The 16,365-nt window shown below is 68.0% G+C and carries 12 protein-coding genes and 1 riboswitch; of the genes, 5 read left to right on the forward strand and 7 right to left on the reverse strand.

Annotated features, from left to right (window positions below):
• Position 1: 1 nt before the first annotated feature.
• Positions 2 to 1,204, reverse strand: coding sequence for an HD domain-containing phosphohydrolase (locus J7U46_RS15860; RefSeq protein WP_282827533.1), 1,203 nt, complete (start codon positions 1,202 to 1,204; stop codon positions 2 to 4).
• Positions 1,205 to 1,280: 76 nt separating this feature from the next.
• Positions 1,281 to 1,388, forward strand: a riboswitch (S-adenosyl-L-homocysteine riboswitch).
• Positions 1,389 to 1,448: 60 nt separating this feature from the next.
• Here J7U46_RS15860 and metH point away from each other — a divergent pair.
• A complete protein-coding gene (gene metH, locus J7U46_RS15865; RefSeq protein ID WP_282827535.1) occupies positions 1,449 to 4,184 on the forward strand; it encodes a methionine synthase in 2,736 nt (911 codons plus the stop codon).
• On the opposite strand, the gene J7U46_RS15870 is transcribed toward metH, so the two are convergent.
• The gene (locus J7U46_RS15870) at positions 4,181 to 5,515 is read right to left on the reverse strand and encodes a histidine-type phosphatase (RefSeq protein ID WP_282827536.1); all 1,335 of its coding nucleotides are present in this window, start codon (positions 5,513 to 5,515) and stop codon (positions 4,181 to 4,183) included. The genes metH and J7U46_RS15870 overlap by 4 nt on opposite strands.
• A gap of 5 nt (positions 5,516 to 5,520) precedes the next feature.
• The gene (locus J7U46_RS15875) at positions 5,521 to 8,067 is read right to left on the reverse strand and encodes a TonB-dependent receptor (protein WP_282827538.1); all 2,547 of its coding nucleotides are present in this window, start codon (positions 8,065 to 8,067) and stop codon (positions 5,521 to 5,523) included.
• A 205-nt stretch (positions 8,068 to 8,272) separates the two neighbouring features.
• Here J7U46_RS15875 and J7U46_RS15880 point away from each other — a divergent pair, with 205 nt between their 5' ends.
• Entirely contained in the window at positions 8,273 to 8,794 is a 522-nt protein-coding gene (locus J7U46_RS15880) for a glycine zipper 2TM domain-containing protein (protein WP_282827540.1), read from the forward strand.
• Between the two features lie 6 nt (positions 8,795 to 8,800).
• Here the strand turns inward: J7U46_RS15880 and nudC are convergent, their stop codons facing one another.
• Genes nudC through J7U46_RS15900 form a run of 4 tightly spaced genes read right to left on the reverse strand, consistent with a single transcriptional unit; the run spans position 8,801 to position 13,342 of the window.
• A complete protein-coding gene (gene nudC / locus J7U46_RS15885) occupies positions 8,801 to 9,610 on the reverse strand; it encodes an NAD(+) diphosphatase (RefSeq protein ID WP_282827541.1) in 810 nt (269 codons plus the stop codon).
• A 6-nt stretch (positions 9,611 to 9,616) separates the two neighbouring features.
• The gene (locus J7U46_RS15890) at positions 9,617 to 11,128 is read right to left on the reverse strand and encodes a YifB family Mg chelatase-like AAA ATPase (protein WP_282827543.1); all 1,512 of its coding nucleotides are present in this window, start codon (positions 11,126 to 11,128) and stop codon (positions 9,617 to 9,619) included.
• Positions 11,129 to 11,159: 31 nt separating this feature from the next.
• On the reverse strand, positions 11,160 to 12,734 hold the full coding sequence (locus J7U46_RS15895) for a hypothetical protein (protein ID WP_282827545.1): 1,575 nt from the start codon (positions 12,732 to 12,734) through the stop codon (positions 11,160 to 11,162).
• Positions 12,731 to 13,342 (reverse strand): fused MFS/spermidine synthase, encoded by a 612-nt coding sequence (locus J7U46_RS15900; protein WP_282827547.1) that lies wholly within the window; start codon positions 13,340 to 13,342, stop codon positions 12,731 to 12,733. The genes J7U46_RS15895 and J7U46_RS15900 overlap by 4 nt, the downstream gene beginning before the upstream one ends.
• Positions 13,343 to 13,623: 281 nt before the next feature.
• Between J7U46_RS15900 and J7U46_RS15905 the strand changes: the two genes are divergently transcribed.
• Genes J7U46_RS15905 through amt form a run of 3 tightly spaced genes read left to right on the forward strand, consistent with a single transcriptional unit; the run spans position 13,624 to position 16,292 of the window.
• A complete protein-coding gene (locus J7U46_RS15905) occupies positions 13,624 to 14,352 on the forward strand; it encodes a TorF family putative porin (RefSeq protein WP_282827549.1) in 729 nt (242 codons plus the stop codon).
• Between the two features lie 37 nt (positions 14,353 to 14,389).
• Positions 14,390 to 14,728 carry a P-II family nitrogen regulator gene (glnK, locus tag J7U46_RS15910; RefSeq protein ID WP_282827551.1) on the forward strand — a complete coding sequence of 113 codons (339 nt, stop codon included), beginning with the start codon at positions 14,390 to 14,392 and terminating at the stop codon, positions 14,726 to 14,728.
• A 31-nt stretch (positions 14,729 to 14,759) separates the two neighbouring features.
• Entirely contained in the window at positions 14,760 to 16,292 is a 1,533-nt protein-coding gene (gene amt, locus J7U46_RS15915) for an ammonium transporter (protein ID WP_282827553.1), read from the forward strand.
• Positions 16,293 to 16,365: the final 73 nt, after the last annotated feature.

A 16,365-nucleotide genomic window follows, 5' to 3' on the forward strand; every position in this document is an offset into this window, starting at 1 on the left:
CTCAATAGAGCTTCAGCAACCGCTCCATGTTGACGAGCAGCTTCAGCTCATGCGGCGCCAAGCTCGCCGCCACCGCCTGCGCAGCCAACCGCGTGTCGCGCGGCACCGGTTCGGAAAGCGGGTTGCCACTCTTGCCGATCAGCGCAGCCACCAGTGGCTCGTTGGCGCTGTGGCCGCGCTTGGCCACCACGCCCATCTCGTTGTTGGCCAGGCGCACCAGGCTGCCCGGTGGATAAAGGCCCACGGCCTTGATCAGGGCGGCGCCAGCTTCGTCGGGCTTTTGCAATTCATCCAGGTAGACCGCACGCGCCGCCGCTGCGGCCGACATGGCCTTGCGTGAGCGGCGCGGCGAGAGTCGGGCGGCAAAGATGTCGATGCGGCGCAGCATGCGCGCCAGCTGCTCGGCGCCACCGCGACCGGCCAGCGGGCCCGGGCCGGCCTCGTGGCGCAGCATCAGCGTCTGCAACCAGAGTTCGTCCTGGATGCCCAGGGTGCGCAGCAGCTGCGGCGCAGTGGCGGCGCGCTGGCGCACCTCGTCGCGCTGGGCGTCGGTGAGCGCATCGTCGCGGGCACAGAGCCGGTCCTGCAACTCGCTGATCGCGATGTTCATGCTCAGGGCCGCGCGGGTCAGCGAGGCCCGCCACTCCTCGCGCCAGCCCATGTGGCGGCAGCAGAGCTCGGCCAGCAGCAGGCACAGCAGGCCATGCTTGGCGCTGTACTGCTGGTATTCGTGGCTCACGTCGAAGACCAGGCGCATCAGCATCGCATCGGCGTTCTGCTGCACGCGCGCCATCATCTCCTGGTAGTGGTGCTCGAAGCGGGTGGCGAAGTCCTCGGGCTTGGGCTCACGCAAGAGGCTGTGCACATGCAAGAGCAGGTCGGCCCAGGCTGCCTGGTCGCTGAAGCTCGGCGGGCTGCGCTTGACGATGGCCTCGGGCCGGTAGTCGGCCTTGGCGCCGGCGATGCTGCCCAGGGTGGCGCCCTGGTGCATCATCGTGTCCATCTTGTGCGCGAGGGCCTTCTGGTATTCCTTGGTCTCGTGCGCCAGCACGAAGGCACCCCGCTCGATCAGCAGGTGCACCAGCGGCGTGTTGGGCAGCACCTGGCCGGAAGCGAACAGCAGCTTGCCGCTTGAATCGCGCAGCGAGAAACCCAGCACCTGGCCGATGCGGATCGAATGCGGTGGGATGGGGATGAGGTCCAAGGGCTTGCGCTCGCTTCCAAGTCGGATTGTCGGCCTTGCCGGGCCAGGGCTGAAGCCCTGCGCGTAAAATCCCGCACGGTCCGAGGAGCGTTGCGACGAGGGGCTACCCTAGGGAGCCCGCCGCCAGGCTTGGACCGGACGGCTCGCCAGTCAAGCGGCCGTCTCCAAACGACGCTCACCGAACCCTGTAGACCCTGGGGCCGCGGTGAGTGCGCGGCCCGCCCTGATGTTGCCCGAGGCCGCCATGACCGCATCCACCGCCCCCCGCCCCGCACCGATGAAGCTCTCCGGGCTTGAGCCGGTGCTGATCGGCGAAGGCAGCCTGTTCGTCAACATCGGCGAGCGCACCAACGTCACCGGCTCCAAGGCCTTCGCCCGCATGATCCTGGCCGGCCAGTTCGAGGAAGCGCTGGCCGTGGCCCGCCAGCAGGTGGAGAACGGTGCGCAGGTGATCGACGTGAACATGGACGAGGCCATGCTGGACAGCAAGGCCGCCATGGTGCGCTTCCTGAACCTGATCGCCTCCGAGCCCGAGATCGCCCGCGTGCCGATCATGATCGACTCGTCCAAGTGGGAGGTGATCGAGGCAGGGCTCAAGTGCATCCAGGGCAAGGGCATCGTCAACTCGATCTCGATGAAGGAAGGCGAGGCCGAGTTCCGCCGCCAGGCCAACCTGGTGCGCCGCTACGGCGCCGCCGCCGTGGTGATGGCCTTCGACGAAAAGGGCCAGGCCGACACGTTCGAGCGCAAGATCGAGATCTGCGAGCGCGCCTACAAGATCCTCGTGGACGAAGTTGGTTTCGACCCCGAGGACATCATCTTCGACCCCAATATCTTCGCCATCGCCACCGGCATCGAGGAGCACGACAACTACGCGGTCGACTTCATCAATGCCACGCGCTGGATCAAGGAAAACCTGCCGGGCGCCAAGGTGAGCGGTGGCGTGTCGAACGTCTCCTTCAGCTTCCGCGGCAATGACCCGGTGCGCGAGGCCATCCACACGGTCTTCCTCTACCACGCCATCAAGGCCGGCATGGACATGGGCATCGTCAACGCCGGCATGGTCGGCGTGTACGACGACCTGGATCCGGTGCTGCGCGAGCGCGTGGAAGACGTGGTCTTGAACCGCCGCCCGGACAGCGGCGAGCGCCTGATCGAAGTGGCCGAGAGCGCCAAGGGTGCGGCCAAGGATGACTCGGCCCGCCTCGCCTGGCGTGCCGGCGACGTGAACGCGCGGCTCTCGCATGCGCTGGTACACGGCATCACCGACTTCATCACCGACGACACCGAGGAAGCCTGGCAGGCCATCAAGGCCAGCGGCGGCCGGCCGCTGCACGTGATCGAAGGCCCGCTGATGGCCGGCATGAACATCGTGGGCGACCTGTTCGGCCAGGGCAAGATGTTCCTGCCGCAAGTGGTGAAGAGCGCGCGGGTGATGAAGTCCGCCGTGGCCCACCTGATCCCCTACATCGAGGAAGAAAAGCGCCAGCTGGAAGCGGCCGGTGGCGATGTGAAGCCCAAGGGCAAGATAGTCATCGCCACCGTCAAGGGCGACGTGCACGACATCGGCAAGAACATCGTCACGGTGGTCCTGCAGTGCAACAACTACGAGGTGGTCAACATGGGCGTGATGGTCCCGTGCCAGGACATCCTCGCCAAGGCCAAGGTCGAGGGCGCCGACATCATCGGCCTCTCCGGCCTGATCACCCCGAGCCTCGAAGAGATGCAGCATGTGGCGGCCGAGATGCAGCGCGATGACTATTTCCGCGTCAAGAAGATCCCGCTCCTGATCGGCGGCGCCACCTGCAGCCGCGTGCACACGGCCGTGAAGATCTCGCCGCATTACGAAGGCCCAGTCGTCTATGTGCCCGATGCTTCGCGCTCGGTGGGCGTCTGCACCGAACTCTTGAGCGACGAACGCGCCACGCGCTTCATCGACGAGCTGAAGGCCGACTACGACAAGGTCCGCGAGCTGCACGCCAACAAGAAGCAGACGCCGCTGGTGACGCTGGCCGCCGCGCGCGCCAACAAGACCAAGGTCGACTGGGCCAGCTATCAGCCGCCGGCACCGAAGTTCATCGGCCGCCGTGTGTTCAAGAACTACGACCTGGCCGAGCTGGCCCAGCACATCGACTGGGGCCCGTTCTTCCAGACCTGGGACCTGGCCGGCCCCTTCCCCGCCATCCTGAAGGACGAGATCGTCGGCAGCGAAGCGCAGCGCGTTTTCAGCGATGGCAAGCGCATGCTGCAGCGCCTGATCGAAGGCCGCTGGCTGACCGCCAATGCGGTGTTGGGACTCTACCCGGCCGCGCAGGTGAACGATGACGACATCGAGATCTACAAGGACGAAAGCCGCAGCGAGGTCCTGATGACCTGGCGCGGCCTGCGCATGCAGAGCGAACGCCCAGTGGTCGATGGCGAGATACGCCCGAACCGCTGCCTCGCCGACTACATCGCCGCGAAGGGCGGCGTGCCCGACTACATCGGCCTGTTCGCCGTCACGGCCGGTATCGGCTGCGACAAGAAGGAAGCCCAGTTCCTGGCCGACCATGACGACTACTCGGCCATCATGCTCAAGGCCCTGGCCGACCGCCTGGCCGAAGCCCTGGCCGAACGCCTGCACCAGCGCGTGCGCACCGAGTTCTGGGCCTATGCGTCCGACGAGGCGCTGTCCAACGAAGACCTGATCGCCGAGAAATACCGCGGCATCCGCCCGGCCCCCGGCTACCCGGCCTGCCCGGACCACCTGGTCAAGGCCGAGATGTTCCGCGTGCTGACGCCGGAAGAGATCGGCATGGGCCTCACCGACAGCATGGCCATGACGCCGGCCGCCAGCGTCTCGGGCTTCTACATGGCCCACCCGGAGGCGAGCTACTTCAACGTGGGCCGCATCGGCGACGACCAGGTGCAGGACTGGGCCGAGCGCATGGCACTCGACAAGCGCGCCGCCGAGCGCGCGCTGGCACCGTTGCTGGGCTAAGGCTTGGCTGCGTAGCAGGCCTTCAGCCCGCTCAGCTCATAGAAGTGACTACCCGGCGCCTGCCGGGCGGCGCCACAGCTCGGCTTGAAGTCGGTCTCTTTCTCGTTCAGCAGCATGCGCACCAGCACGCGGCCCTCGGCATTGCGGAAGCTGTCCCACTGCACATTGGCCGCATAGGGCGCGGCATCCCGGGCGCGCCAGCGGCTGCTGGCATGGCTGTAGGCCTGGGCCGCCGGCAGCGGTTCGGACAGGCCCTGGATGCCCAGCAGGGTCACGAAGGGCATCAGGATCTCGGCATGGGTGAAGCGCAGGCGCGCCGTGTCGCGGCGTTCGGCGGCGGCAAGGAAATCGGCGAGCAAGCCCTCGGCCATCGCGTAGCTGACGGCGTCTTGCTCGCGCGTGCCGGGCCCCTTCACATAGAAGTCCTCGGCGTCGTTCGCCTCTTCCAGCAGCACAGCCACGTCTTCAGGCAGGTAGCGGTCGAAGCTGAAGCCCAGCTCGCGCTGCAGGCCCGGCGCAATCTCGTAGACATCGGACAAAGCGAACAAGGCATCGAGTGGCTTCATCAGCTGCTGCTGAGCGAGGAAGGCCGGCTTGAACAGCGCAGCCAGCGTGCGCTCAGCGGCAGCGGCGAGACGCGGGTCGGCCTTGATCGCAGCCAACCGGCTCGAGAGCTCAGGGCTGCGCTGATGGGCCTGGTAGGCCTGGCTGTGGCGGAAGACCGCCCAGCGCGGATCCTGCGGGTTGGTCAGCGTGTCGCTCTTGGCATTCAGCTTGTGGAAGTACAGCGTGAAGCGGTCGACCTGCGGCTCCGCCAGGACAAGGCCCGGCACGGCCGCACCCAGTGATTCGCTGAACGAGGCCGCGCTGTCGCGCGCGCGGTCCACGCCCGAGTTCAGCACTTGTACGCTGCCCGGCTGGGCGGCCAGGCGCTTGAACAGGGCTGGCAGCCGCGCCGCCAGGCGGCGGGCCAGCTGCCGATGCTCCTCAATGCCAATCTGCGAGAGATTGCCGTAGCCGAGCTTGGCATGGGCAGCGTTGAGCCGCTCCAGATCGGGCCCGAGCTCGCGGCCCAGCGGCGTCAATGCGTCCTGCTGCTGCGCCTGCTGCCACAGCTTCAAGAGCTGCTGCTCGGCCTTGGCGCCGGTCATGCCGCGCGAACCGTGGCGGGCCACGATCTGCGTCTGCACCGGCTCGTACCCGGCCGGTGCGGCCTCGTAGCTGCTGCTGGATTGCAGCGGCTGGTAAGGCGTCTTCGAGCTGTAGTGGCCCTCGGCCCCGGCTGGCGGCGAAACCAGCAGGGCAAGCATCAGCAAGGGAACGTGGCGCATGGAGATCAGAACTGGCTGAAAGTCAGCGTCACACGATAACCGCGGCCGTACTGCTCGTTCTGCGCGTTGTAGGGCTTGCTGCCCTGGTAGGTGTAGTACTTCTCCTTGTTGAGGTTGGTGGCCTCGAAGCCGAGCTGCAGGCTCTTGCTGATCTGATAGCGCAGCGAGAAGTCCAGCTGGGTCTGGCCATCGACCCAGACGTCGCCATTGGCATCGACCACATCGGCGCCGGTCTGCAGCAGGTAGCGCGACTTGGTGTTGGAGGCCAGGCGCAGGCTCAAGGGCCCCGATTCATAGCCCAGCATCAGGTTGATCACGCGGTCCGACTGGCCGGGCAAGGCCAGCTCGCGCGAGAGCTGGGTGCTGCTCGCCTTGTCGAAGCGGGCTAGACGCGTGCTGGACGAGGCGAAGGTGGCATTGGCGCCAACAATCAGCCCGCTGGCCCAGCCCGGCAGCATGCGCAGCGGCTGAGCGTAGGCCAGCTCCACGCCATGGACCTTGGCCTTGTCGCCGTTCACGGCGCTGAGGGCGCTGGTGTAGGCCGCCCATTGGCCGGTGCCGGCCAGGTTGGTGGTGTAGGTGTAGTCCTTGATGTGCTTGCTGAACACATAGGCCGAGAGCACGCCGTCCTTGCCCAGCACGCGCTCGATGCCGAGGTCGAGGTTGGTTGCGGTCAGCGGTTTCAGGTCGGGGTTGCCGATGGTCGCTTCGGTCGGGCTGCTCAAGGCCACGCCGGGCGCCAGCTGGCTGAAGTTGGCCCGCACCACGGCCTTGGTCAATGCGGCGCGCAGGCTGGTGCTGGCGTCGAGGTTGTTGCGCAGCTGCAGGTTGGGCAGCAGGTTGGAATAGCTGCGCTCGCTGCTGCGCGGCGTGACCACGTTGCTGGGCGAGAGCTGGCTGCCAACGGCCGAGAACGAGGTGCGCTCGTCACGCAGGCCCACGAGCACATTCCACTGGTCCATGTCCAGCGACAGCTGGGCATAGGCCGCATCGATGTCCTCGTGCATGGTCCAGTCGTTGACGGTCGAGGCCGAAACGCTGGTGGCGGCCGCGCGGCTCAGGCCCTGCACGCGGGCGCGCACCAGGGCGGGATCAATCGCCAGGCCGATGCGCTGCGGGAAATCGACCTCGTTGCCGCTCGTGAAGCCGGCCAGGGTGGTCGGGCCCGCGCCCCAGTAGTTGGGGCTGGTGGCCGAGGCGCTGTTGAAGGCCCATTGGTCGGTGTCGTTGCTCTTCTGGCGGCGGCTGGCCTTGGCGCCAAACTTGAGCGTGGCATCGATCTCGCTGCCGATGGCGAACTTGCGGCTCAGGTCAAACTTGCCGTGGTGCTCGCGGTCCTTGCTCAGTCGCGACTGGAAGGTGATGGCGTTGAGGTTGTAGAGCGTCGCGTCGTAGAGCTTGGTGGGGCCGCTCAGCTGCGGCAGCTCGGTGCCGGTGAAGGAGAGACCTGCCAGGCCGTTCTGGCGGAACTGCACGTCGTTCAGCGCGTCGGGCTGGTCTTCGTTGGCCGAGCTGAAGCCGAGGCGCGCATCGAGCTTCCAGTTCTCGATGGGCGTGCTGCCGCCCAGCACCAGCGACTTGATGTCGCGCGTGTACTTGCGCTGGCGCAGGCGGCGCTCGGCGCGGGCCGTGAAGGTGGCGCCCTCGGCGGCCGAGCCGCCGGTGATGTTGCTGAGCGTCAGGCGGTCACGGATCTCGTCGTCGCTGAAGGCACTCCAGAAGGTCTTGGCGTACAGCGTCTGGCCGGCCTCGGGGCGGAACTCCAGGTTCAAGGCCAAGGCCTTGCGCTCGCGCACCGGCTGGTAGTCGCGCAGCTCCACCGTGGTGAGCTTGCCGGCAGACCAGCTGCCGCCGGTCTCTTCATCGTCGGACGCGAACTTGCGCTTCTCGGCGCCTGCACCCAGGGCCAGGCCCAGCTTGCCGCCCATGAAGCGGTCGGCCCACAGCAGGCCGCCGAAGGGATTGGTGCGGCCGGACAGCGTGTCGTAGCCGGCACCGCCATTGACGCTCAAGAGCTGACCCGGCAGGTCGAAGGCCGACAAAGTCTTCACCTCCACCGTGCCACCGAGCGAGTTGGCATCCATGTCGGGCGTCAGGGTCTTGCTGACCTCGAGCGAGCGGATCAGGCCCGAGGGCAGCACGTCCAGCGAGACGCCACGGCGGCCGTTCTCCGGCGCCGGCACCAGGGCGCCGTTGATGGTCACCGCATTGAGGTCCGGGCCCAAGCCGCGCACCGTGATGTAGCGGCCCTCGCCCTGGTCGCGCTGCACCGACAGGCCCGGCATGCGGGCCAGCGCCTCGGCGGCATTGATGTCGGGCAGGGCACCGATGTCGTCGGCACTGATGACGCTGAGGATGTTGTTCGCTGCTTCCTGCGTGGACAAGGCCTTGCGCAGGCTGGCCGCCTGGCCGGTGACCACCACGGTGGCCAGGCTGGCCGGCTTGGGCGCCTCCGCTGAGCTGGTCGATTGGGCCTGGCTGTTCAGGCTGGCGGCCAGGGCCAGCGTGAGGACGCTCAGTTGGAAGGGCTGGTGCAGGGAGGTCGACTTCATGATGGATGCACCGCCCTCACCGGGCAGCCGCTGATGCAAAGCCGGCGATTCTGTGGAGCCAATGTGTGAGCCCGATGACAGCGGGCGCCGTGGTGGCGACGCCACCACGTCACATCCGCTTGCACCTGCAAACCCCTGGTGACGCGTTCTGCACGGGCTTGGTGCCAAGCTTTCGGCCGTATTCCTGAATCAGCGAGGCATTCCCATGAAGTTCCCCCTCAACGCCAGCCAGACCATTGCCTCCGTCGCCATTGCCGGCTGCCTGCTCGGCGGCGCCTTTGCCCTGGGCAAGATGAACAACGGCAGCAGCGCGCCGCCAGCCCAGCAAGCGGCGGCAGACGACGCCAAGCCCACCGCAGCCAAACCCGCCGCCACGCAGGCCAAGGCCGAGCTGTGCAAGGGCTGCCTGCGCGTTGTGGAGCTGCGCACCGAGGAGCGCACGGCCAAGACCAGCGGTGTCGGCGTGGTCGGTGGCGCGGTGATCGGCGGCCTGCTGGGCAGCCAGATCGGCGGCGGCAATGGCAAGAAGATTGCCACCGTGGGCGGCGCTGTGGCCGGTGGCTACGCCGGCAACGAGATCGAGAAGCGCCGCAACACGCACAAGGTCTGGGTCATCAAGCTGCAAGGCGAAGACGGCCGCATGCAGACGCGCGAGCAGGCCAGCAACCCCAACCTGCAGGCGGGCGATGTGGTCGAGCTCCGTGAAGGGCAGCTGCTGCGGCGCTGAGGAGCGCTAGGCGCTGCGGCTGCGCAACCAGGCGGCCGTGTCTTCGATCAAATGCCCCGAGATGCTGAAGCGCGGCGGCACCTGGGGCAGCTCATTGACATCGAACCACTGCGCATCCTCGATCTCGCCCGGCTGCGGCACGATCTCACCGCCGGCCCATTCGGCCGTGTAAGCCACCATCAGGCTGTGCGGGAAGGGCCAGCTCTGGCTGCCGTAGTAGCGCAGGTTCTGCACCCGCAGGCCCACCTCTTCCATCACCTCGCGGTGCAGGCATTCCTCCAGCGATTCGCCCGCTTCCACGAAACCGGCCAGCGCGCTGTAGGCGCCGGTGGTGAAGCCCGGTGAGCGGGCCAGCAGCAGCTCGCGGCCGCGCCAGACCAGGGCCATCATGGCCGGGCTGATGCGCGGATAGACGATGTGCGAGCAGGCCGGGCAGCGCCGCGCACGCTCGCCCGGCAGGGGCTCGGTCGGCGTGCCGCAGACGCCGCAGAAGGCATGGGCGCGGTCCCATTCCAGCAACTGGGCAGCGCGCGAAGCCAGGGCCATCAAGGGGTCGGGCAAGGCGCGCATCGCCGCGCGCAGCGGATGGGCCTGCCAGCCCATGGGCACCTCGTCCAGGCGCAGGGCCCAGCAATCGTGCACGCCAAGGCGGCCGAGGTAGAGGCGCAGGCGAGCCGACGGCGGCGCGATGGCACGCAAGACCTGGCCCTCCAGCAAGAGCATCTGGCCCTCGACGAAGGCAAAGCACCAGGCCTCGGGCGTGGCGGGCGCCAGCGCCTCGATGGCGGGAACGAAGAGCAGGGAGTCGGGGGTCATCGTGTTTCAGGCGGAAGGAAAGCCGCGCCGCAGCTGCACGGCCTCGGCCAGATGGGTGGTGGTGATCGCGGCCGCGCCGGCCAGATCGGCCACGGTAAGCGCCACGCGCAGCACGCGGTGGTAGCTGCGTGCCGACCAGCCGAGGCTGGTGGCAGTCTTGTCGAGAAAGCGGGCCTCGGCCGGGCCCAGTCGAGCATGCTGATCGAGCGCTTGCGGCGCGAGCCTCGCATTGCTGCAGCCCTGACGGTGCAGCGCGCGGCCGCGCGCCTCTGCCACCCGGGCCGCCACGCTGGCGCTGCGCTCGCCATCGGGGCCGGTGCCCAGCGCGGCGGGCGGCACGGCGGGCACCTCGACCCGCAGGTCGATGCGATCCAGCAGCGGGCCGCTGAGCCGGCCCTGGTAGCGCACCACCTGCTCCGGGCTGCAGCGGCAGGCCTGCACCTGGCTGCCGTGGTGGCCACAAGGACATGGATTCATCGCTGCCACCAATTGAAACCGGGCCGGAAACTCGGCCTGACGCGCGGCCCGCGAGATCAGGATGCGGCCGGTCTCCAGCGGCTCACGCAGGGCTTCGAGCGCGGGGCGCTGGAACTCTGGAAACTCGTCGAGGAAGAGCACGCCATGCTGGGCCAGCGAGATCTCGCCCGGCCGGGGTGGCGAGCCGCCGCCAACCAGGGCCACGCTGGAGGCACTGTGGTGCGGCGCCCGAAATGAACGCTGGCCCCAGCAGGCCGGATCGAAGCTGCCGGCCAGGCTCAGCACGGCGGCGGACTCCAGCGCCTCCTCGTCGCTCAGCGGCGGCAACAGGCCGGGCAGGCGCTGAGCCAGCATGGACTTGCCGCTGCCCGGCGGGCCGATCAGCAAAAGGCTCAGCTCGCCGGCGGCGGCAATCTCCAGCGCCCGCTTGGGCGCGGCCTGGCCCTTGATGTCGAGCAGGTCGGGCCCGGCCCAGGTGGATGCCCTCGCGTCGACCTGGGCTCGCGGCAACTCCTGCTCGGCGCCGGGCAGCAGGCAGGCCACCAGGTCGAGCAGATGGGCCGCCTGGCGCACCTCCACGCCATCCACCAGGGCCGCCTCGGCCGCGCTGGCCTCGGGCAGGAGCAGCCGGCGTTGCGAGCCCTCGCGGCGCAAGGCCAGGGCCATGGCCAGGGCGCCGCGCACCGGCCGGAGTTGGCCGGCCAACGACAACTCCCCCGCGCATTCGAAGCCGTCCAGCCGGGCTTCGTCGAGCTGGCCGCTGGCCGCCAGGATGCCAAGGGCGATCGGCAGGTCGAAGCGCGCGCCCTCCTTGGGCAGATCGGCCGGCGCCAGGTTCACGGTGATGCGCTTGTTGTGCGGGAAGCTGAGGCCGCTGCTCTGCAGGGCGGCACGCACGCGTTCACGCGCTTCCTTGACCTCGGTGTCGGCCAGGCCCACCAGGGTGAAGCTGGGCAGGCCGTTGGCCAGGTGCACCTCGACGCTGACCGGCGCGGCAGCGAGGCCGTCGAGCGCGCGGCTGTGAATCACGGCCAGGGACATGGGTGCGCCTCTTTCAGGTTAGCAGCGCACCCTAGCGATTGGGCGGCAGCATGAACTGCAAGGCGCCGAACAGCGGCGCCTGACCATGGCGGTACTCGTTGAGCATGTTCAGGTCGGTGATCACGCCGGGCTCCGTCAGTGGCGAGCTCCGCAGGTGCTCGGCAGCCGGCACGAGGGGGGTGTTCAACAAGCGCCAGGCCACGGCCGGCCGCGCAAACAAGGCATCGGCGAAGCTGGGTCGCCCCCCGGTCAGGCAGGCACGCAAGACCGCTTCGGCATCGGGCCGGCGCTGCAGCGGTACATCACTCATGTAGGCGAAATTGCTGTAACGCACCACATGGCCGAAGACGCTCATCGCGGTGGCGTAGGCATCCAGGCTGTCGGTGGTGTTCATCGCGGCGATGCCGCCGGGCGCCAGGTGCCTGCGCAGTTCCGTCAGGTACTCGCGCGACAGCAGCAGCGAGGTGTAGGCGCGCCAATGGAAGGTGGTGTTCTGGAAGATCAGGTCGTACCGCGCTTGCGGATGGGATCGCAGCCAGCGCCGGCCGTCGTCGATGTGAACATGCACGCGCGGGTCGCTCAGCAGCGGCGCGACGTCCGGATAACGCGAGATCAGCTCGCGGTAGCCGGGATTGATCTCGACCACATCGACCTGCTCGACGCCGGGGAAGCCAAGGATGGCTTCCGTCCAGGCGCCGGTGGACAGGCCTATCACCAGCACCCGCCGCGGCGCCTTGTGCAGCACGGCCATCAGGTAGGCACGGTCCAGCATGTTGGAGTTGCGGCCCATGTCCACGTTGATGCGGCCGTCGTAGGCATTGCCGCCATAGGTGATGTCGCCGCCATCGCCATTCCTGCCGGCCACGTGCAGGATCCCGTGCTTGTTCTGGATCAGGTGCGTCAGCGGCACATCACCCTGCGCGGGCTCCGCAACCTTGTCGATGACGGCCAGTGGCTGCCAGGTGAGGACTGCGCCCACCCCCAGCAGCAGCACAGGCATGAGGAACCAGCTGGCCCGTCGCTGCGCCGCTGCCGCCAGCGTCAGGCAGGCCAGCAAGGCCGTTGCCCCGACGACAAGGGCCCAGACGCTCTCGACCCTCAGCACGTCCAGCAGCCAGAAGCCGGTGATCAGCGGGCCGAGGGCCGAGCCCATCACATTGGCAAGATAGACATGGGAGACCGAGCGCCCGAGGCCCGCTTCGGCCTCCGACGAGCCCAGGTGGTGGACGATGGGGAACAGCACGCCCTTGGCCCCCGCCGTGAGCGCGATCATCAGCACGAGGCCGGCCATGCGCCAGGGCTCGTTGCCGAGCAGCGGCGCCATCAGCTGCAGCGCGATCAGGTCCAGCGCGGCGGCCCAGCACAGCACACGCGCCGCCGAGGCCAGCAGGTTCGGGCTGCTGGCGCAGATGCGGCGCCCGACGATGGCGCCGGCGGAAATGCCCAGCAGGAAGGCCGTCAGCACGATGGCGAAGGCCTGGGGCCGCCCCTGCTGACCGAAAGCCAACAAGCGCACCCAAAGGATCTCCTGGCTCAACGAAAGCAGGCCCACGCTGAAGGACAGCGACAGGGCCAACCGGCGCATCTTGTTTGGCTGGATGCTCATTGGGCGGCCCTCCCACGCAGGGCGCTGGCCACGATCAGGCTGGCGCTCGCGTTGAGCGCGGCGGCCAGCCAGACGGCCTGGCGCAGGTCCAGCCAGTACAGCAGCAAAAAGCCTATGGCCAGGGCGCCCGTGGCGGCGCCCAGGGTGTTGATGAAGTACAGCGTGCCGGTGGACACGCCCACATTGCCGGAGCTGCGCCAGGCATGGGCCACCAGCATCGGCAGCGTGGCCCCCATGCAGACGGTGGGCAGCAACAACAGGCCGAAGCTCAGCGCCGCCGCCGCGGGCCGCGCCAGGCCGGCGAACAGGGCTGCGCAGGCCTGCAGCAGGTCGACGCTGACCAGGCCATAGGCCGCAATCGCGCCTTCGAACAGGCAGAAGGCCAGCAGGATGCGGCCGGGCCAGCGGTCGGCCAGGGCGCCGCCGAGCAAGGCACCGAGGCCGAGGCCCAGCATGAAGGTCGACACCACGATGGTGACCGACTCGATGTCCACGCCGATGACCACGAACAGCAGGCGCTGCCAGGCCAGTTGGTAGACCAGGGCCGCGAAGCCGGAGAGAAAAAAGGCGGCCGCCACCCGCAAGGTGGCGCGAGATCCGTAGCTCAAAAGGCATTCCTCCGCATGCTTGGTGCGGGCGATGCTAACCCGCTGGGATGAGCCCTGGAGCCAGGCCATCCGCACGCTTGTGGGGCGCGCACCAGACTGGCGCAACGGCCGGAAATGGGCCATTGTGGTGCGCCGCAAGGGCCGCCAAGGGGCGACGAAACGGTGCCGGCCCCGGGGCGTCAGTCACAAAGGAGCCAAACCGGTGCTGGCACGGAAGCTGCAAGACCCGCAGCGATTGTCCGTTTGCCATTCCTTCCCATCCCCTTCAAGGAGTACCGAGCATGAAGCATCAATTCGCCGCCCTGGCCCTGGCCCTCTCGGCCACCGCCCTGCCCGTTCTGGCTGAAGAAGCACCGGCACCGGCCGATCCCCTGTCCTTCAACGTCAGCGTGACGACCGACTACCGCTACCGCGGCGTCTCGCAGACCCGCCTGAAGCCGGCCCTGCAGGGCGGCGCGGACTACGCGCTGCCGAACGGCTTCTACATCGGCACCTGGGGCTCGACCATCAAGTGGATCAAGGACGGCGGCGGCGATGCCCAGGTCGAGCTCGACCTGTACGGCGGCTACAAGACCGAGCTGGCCAAGGACCTGACGGTGGACGTGGGCCTGCTGCAGTACTACTACCCCAGCAACAAGCTGCACCCCAGCGCCAACACGCTGGAAGCCTACGGCGCCCTGACCCTCGGCGTGGTGACGGCCAAGGCCTCGTACAGCACCGGCAACCTGTTCGGCTTTGCCGACAGCAAGGGCAGCGTCTACCTGGACCTGAGCGCCAACTTCGACCTCGGCAACGGCATGACCCTGACGCCGCACATCGGCCACCAGAGCGTCAAGAAGAACTCGGCCTATGCCTACAACGACTACGCCGTGACGCTGGCCAAGGACTTCAGCGGCCTGGTCGTCAGCGGCACGCTGATCGGCACCGATACCGACGCTTATGTCGGCGGCCCGAAGTCCAGGAACCTGGGCAAGGCCGGCATCGTGCTCGCCGTCAAGAAGAGCTTCTGAGAACACCACACGAGACATTCGTTAGGAGTAGCGCAACATGAAACTGATCACCGCCGTCATCAAGCCCTTCAAGCTTGACGAGGTGCGCGAGGCTCTCAGCGCCATCGGCGTGCAGGGCCTCACCGTCACCGAGGTCAAGGGCTTCGGCCGCCAGAAGGGCCACACCGAGCTGTACCGCGGCGCCGAGTACGTCGTCGACTTCCTGCCCAAGGTCAAGATCGAGGCAGCTGTGGCCGACGACGTGGTCGAGCAGGTGATCGAGGCCATCGAGTCCTCGGCCCGCACCGGCAAGATCGGCGACGGCAAGATCTTCGTGTCGCCGCTGGACCAGGTGGTCCGCATCCGCACCGGCGAGACCGGCACGGACGCTCTTTAACAACAAGCGAAAGCCCGTTGGAGAACAAACGATGAAGAAACTTCTCGCCTCCCTGGCCCTGGCCGCCGCGGTCTTCGCGCCCGCCGCCTGGGCGCAGGACCAGGCCGCCTCGGCCCCGGTCGCCGCTTCGGCCGCCGCCGTCGTCGACGCCGCATCGGCTGCCGCCCCCGCCGCCCCCGCTGCTTCTGCTCCGGCCGAAGCCGCCTCGGCCGCTGCAGCCCCAGCCCCCGTGCCCAACAAGGGCGACACGACCTGGATGATGGTCTCGACCCTGCTGGTCATCATGATGACCGTGCCCGGCCTCGCGCTGTTCTACGGCGGCCTGGTGCGCAGCAAGAACATGCTGTCGGTGCTGATGCAGGTGATGGTCGCGTTCTCGCTGATCGTCGTGCTGTGGGTGCTGTATGGCTACAGCTTCGCGTTCACCGAGGGCAATGCCTTCATCGGGGGCACGGACCGGCTGTTCATGAAGGGCATCTGGGACAACGTCGCCGGCACCTTCTCGAACGCCGCCACCTTCAGCAAGGGCGTCTACATCCCCGAGATCGTGTTCGCAGCCTTCCAGGCGACCTTCGCCGGCATCACCGCCTGCCTGATCGTCGGTGCCTTCGCCGAGCGCGCCAAGTTCGCAGCCGTGCTGCTGTTCCTGGCCCTGTGGTTCACCTTCAGCTACCTGCCGATCGCCCACATGGTCTGGTTCTGGGCGGGCCCGGATGCCTACACGGCTGCTGATGTGGTCGACAAGGTCAACGGCACGGCCGGCCTGATCTGGCAATGGGGCGCGCTGGACTTCGCCGGCGGCACCGTGGTGCACATCAATGCCGCCGTGGCCGGCCTGGTCGGCGCGTACATGATCGGCAAGCGCGTGGGCTACGGCAAGGAAGCCTTCACGCCGCACAGCCTGACGCTGACCATGGTCGGTGCCTCGCTGCTGTGGGTGGGCTGGTTCGGCTTCAACGCCGGCTCCGCCCTGGAAGCCAACGGCTTCGCCGCCCTGGCCTTCATCAACACCTTCGTGGCCACGGCTGCGGCGGTGCTGGCCTGGTCCATCGGTGAAGCGCTGCATCGCGGCAAGGCCTCGATGCTGGGTGCTGCCTCAGGTGCGGTGGCGGGCCTCGTTGCCATCACCCCGGCCGCCGGCAACGTCGGCATCGGCGGTGCCCTGGTGATCGGCTTCGTCGCTGGCTTCGCCTGCCTGTGGGGCGTGACCGGCCTGAAGAAGCTGCTGGGTGCAGACGACTCGCTGGACGTGTTCGGTGTCCACGGCGTTGGCGGCATCATCGGCGCCCTGCTGACCGGCGTGTTCAACTCGCCGGCCCTCGGTGGCCCCAGCGCCGTCGGCGACTGGGTCACGGCCTCGATGATCGCTCCGGATGCCTACAGCATCGCCAGCCAGGTCTGGACTCAGGCCAAGGCCGTGGGCGTGACCATCGTCTGGTCGGGCGTGGTCTCGGTGATCGCCTACAAGGTCGTGGACCTGGTGATCGGCCTGCGCGTGAGCGAGGAAGAGGAACGCGAAGGCCTGGACATCAGCTCGCACGGCGAGACGGCCTACACCAAATAAGTACAAGCTTTCTGCTGAACTTCAGAGCCGCCTTCGGGCGGCTCTTTTTTTTGCCGTGCCGCTATCGCCCCGC

The organism is Pelomonas sp. V22, from assembly GCF_030014915.1.
In the GTDB taxonomy this organism is placed as follows: Bacteria; Pseudomonadota; Gammaproteobacteria; order Burkholderiales; family Burkholderiaceae_C; genus JAUASW01.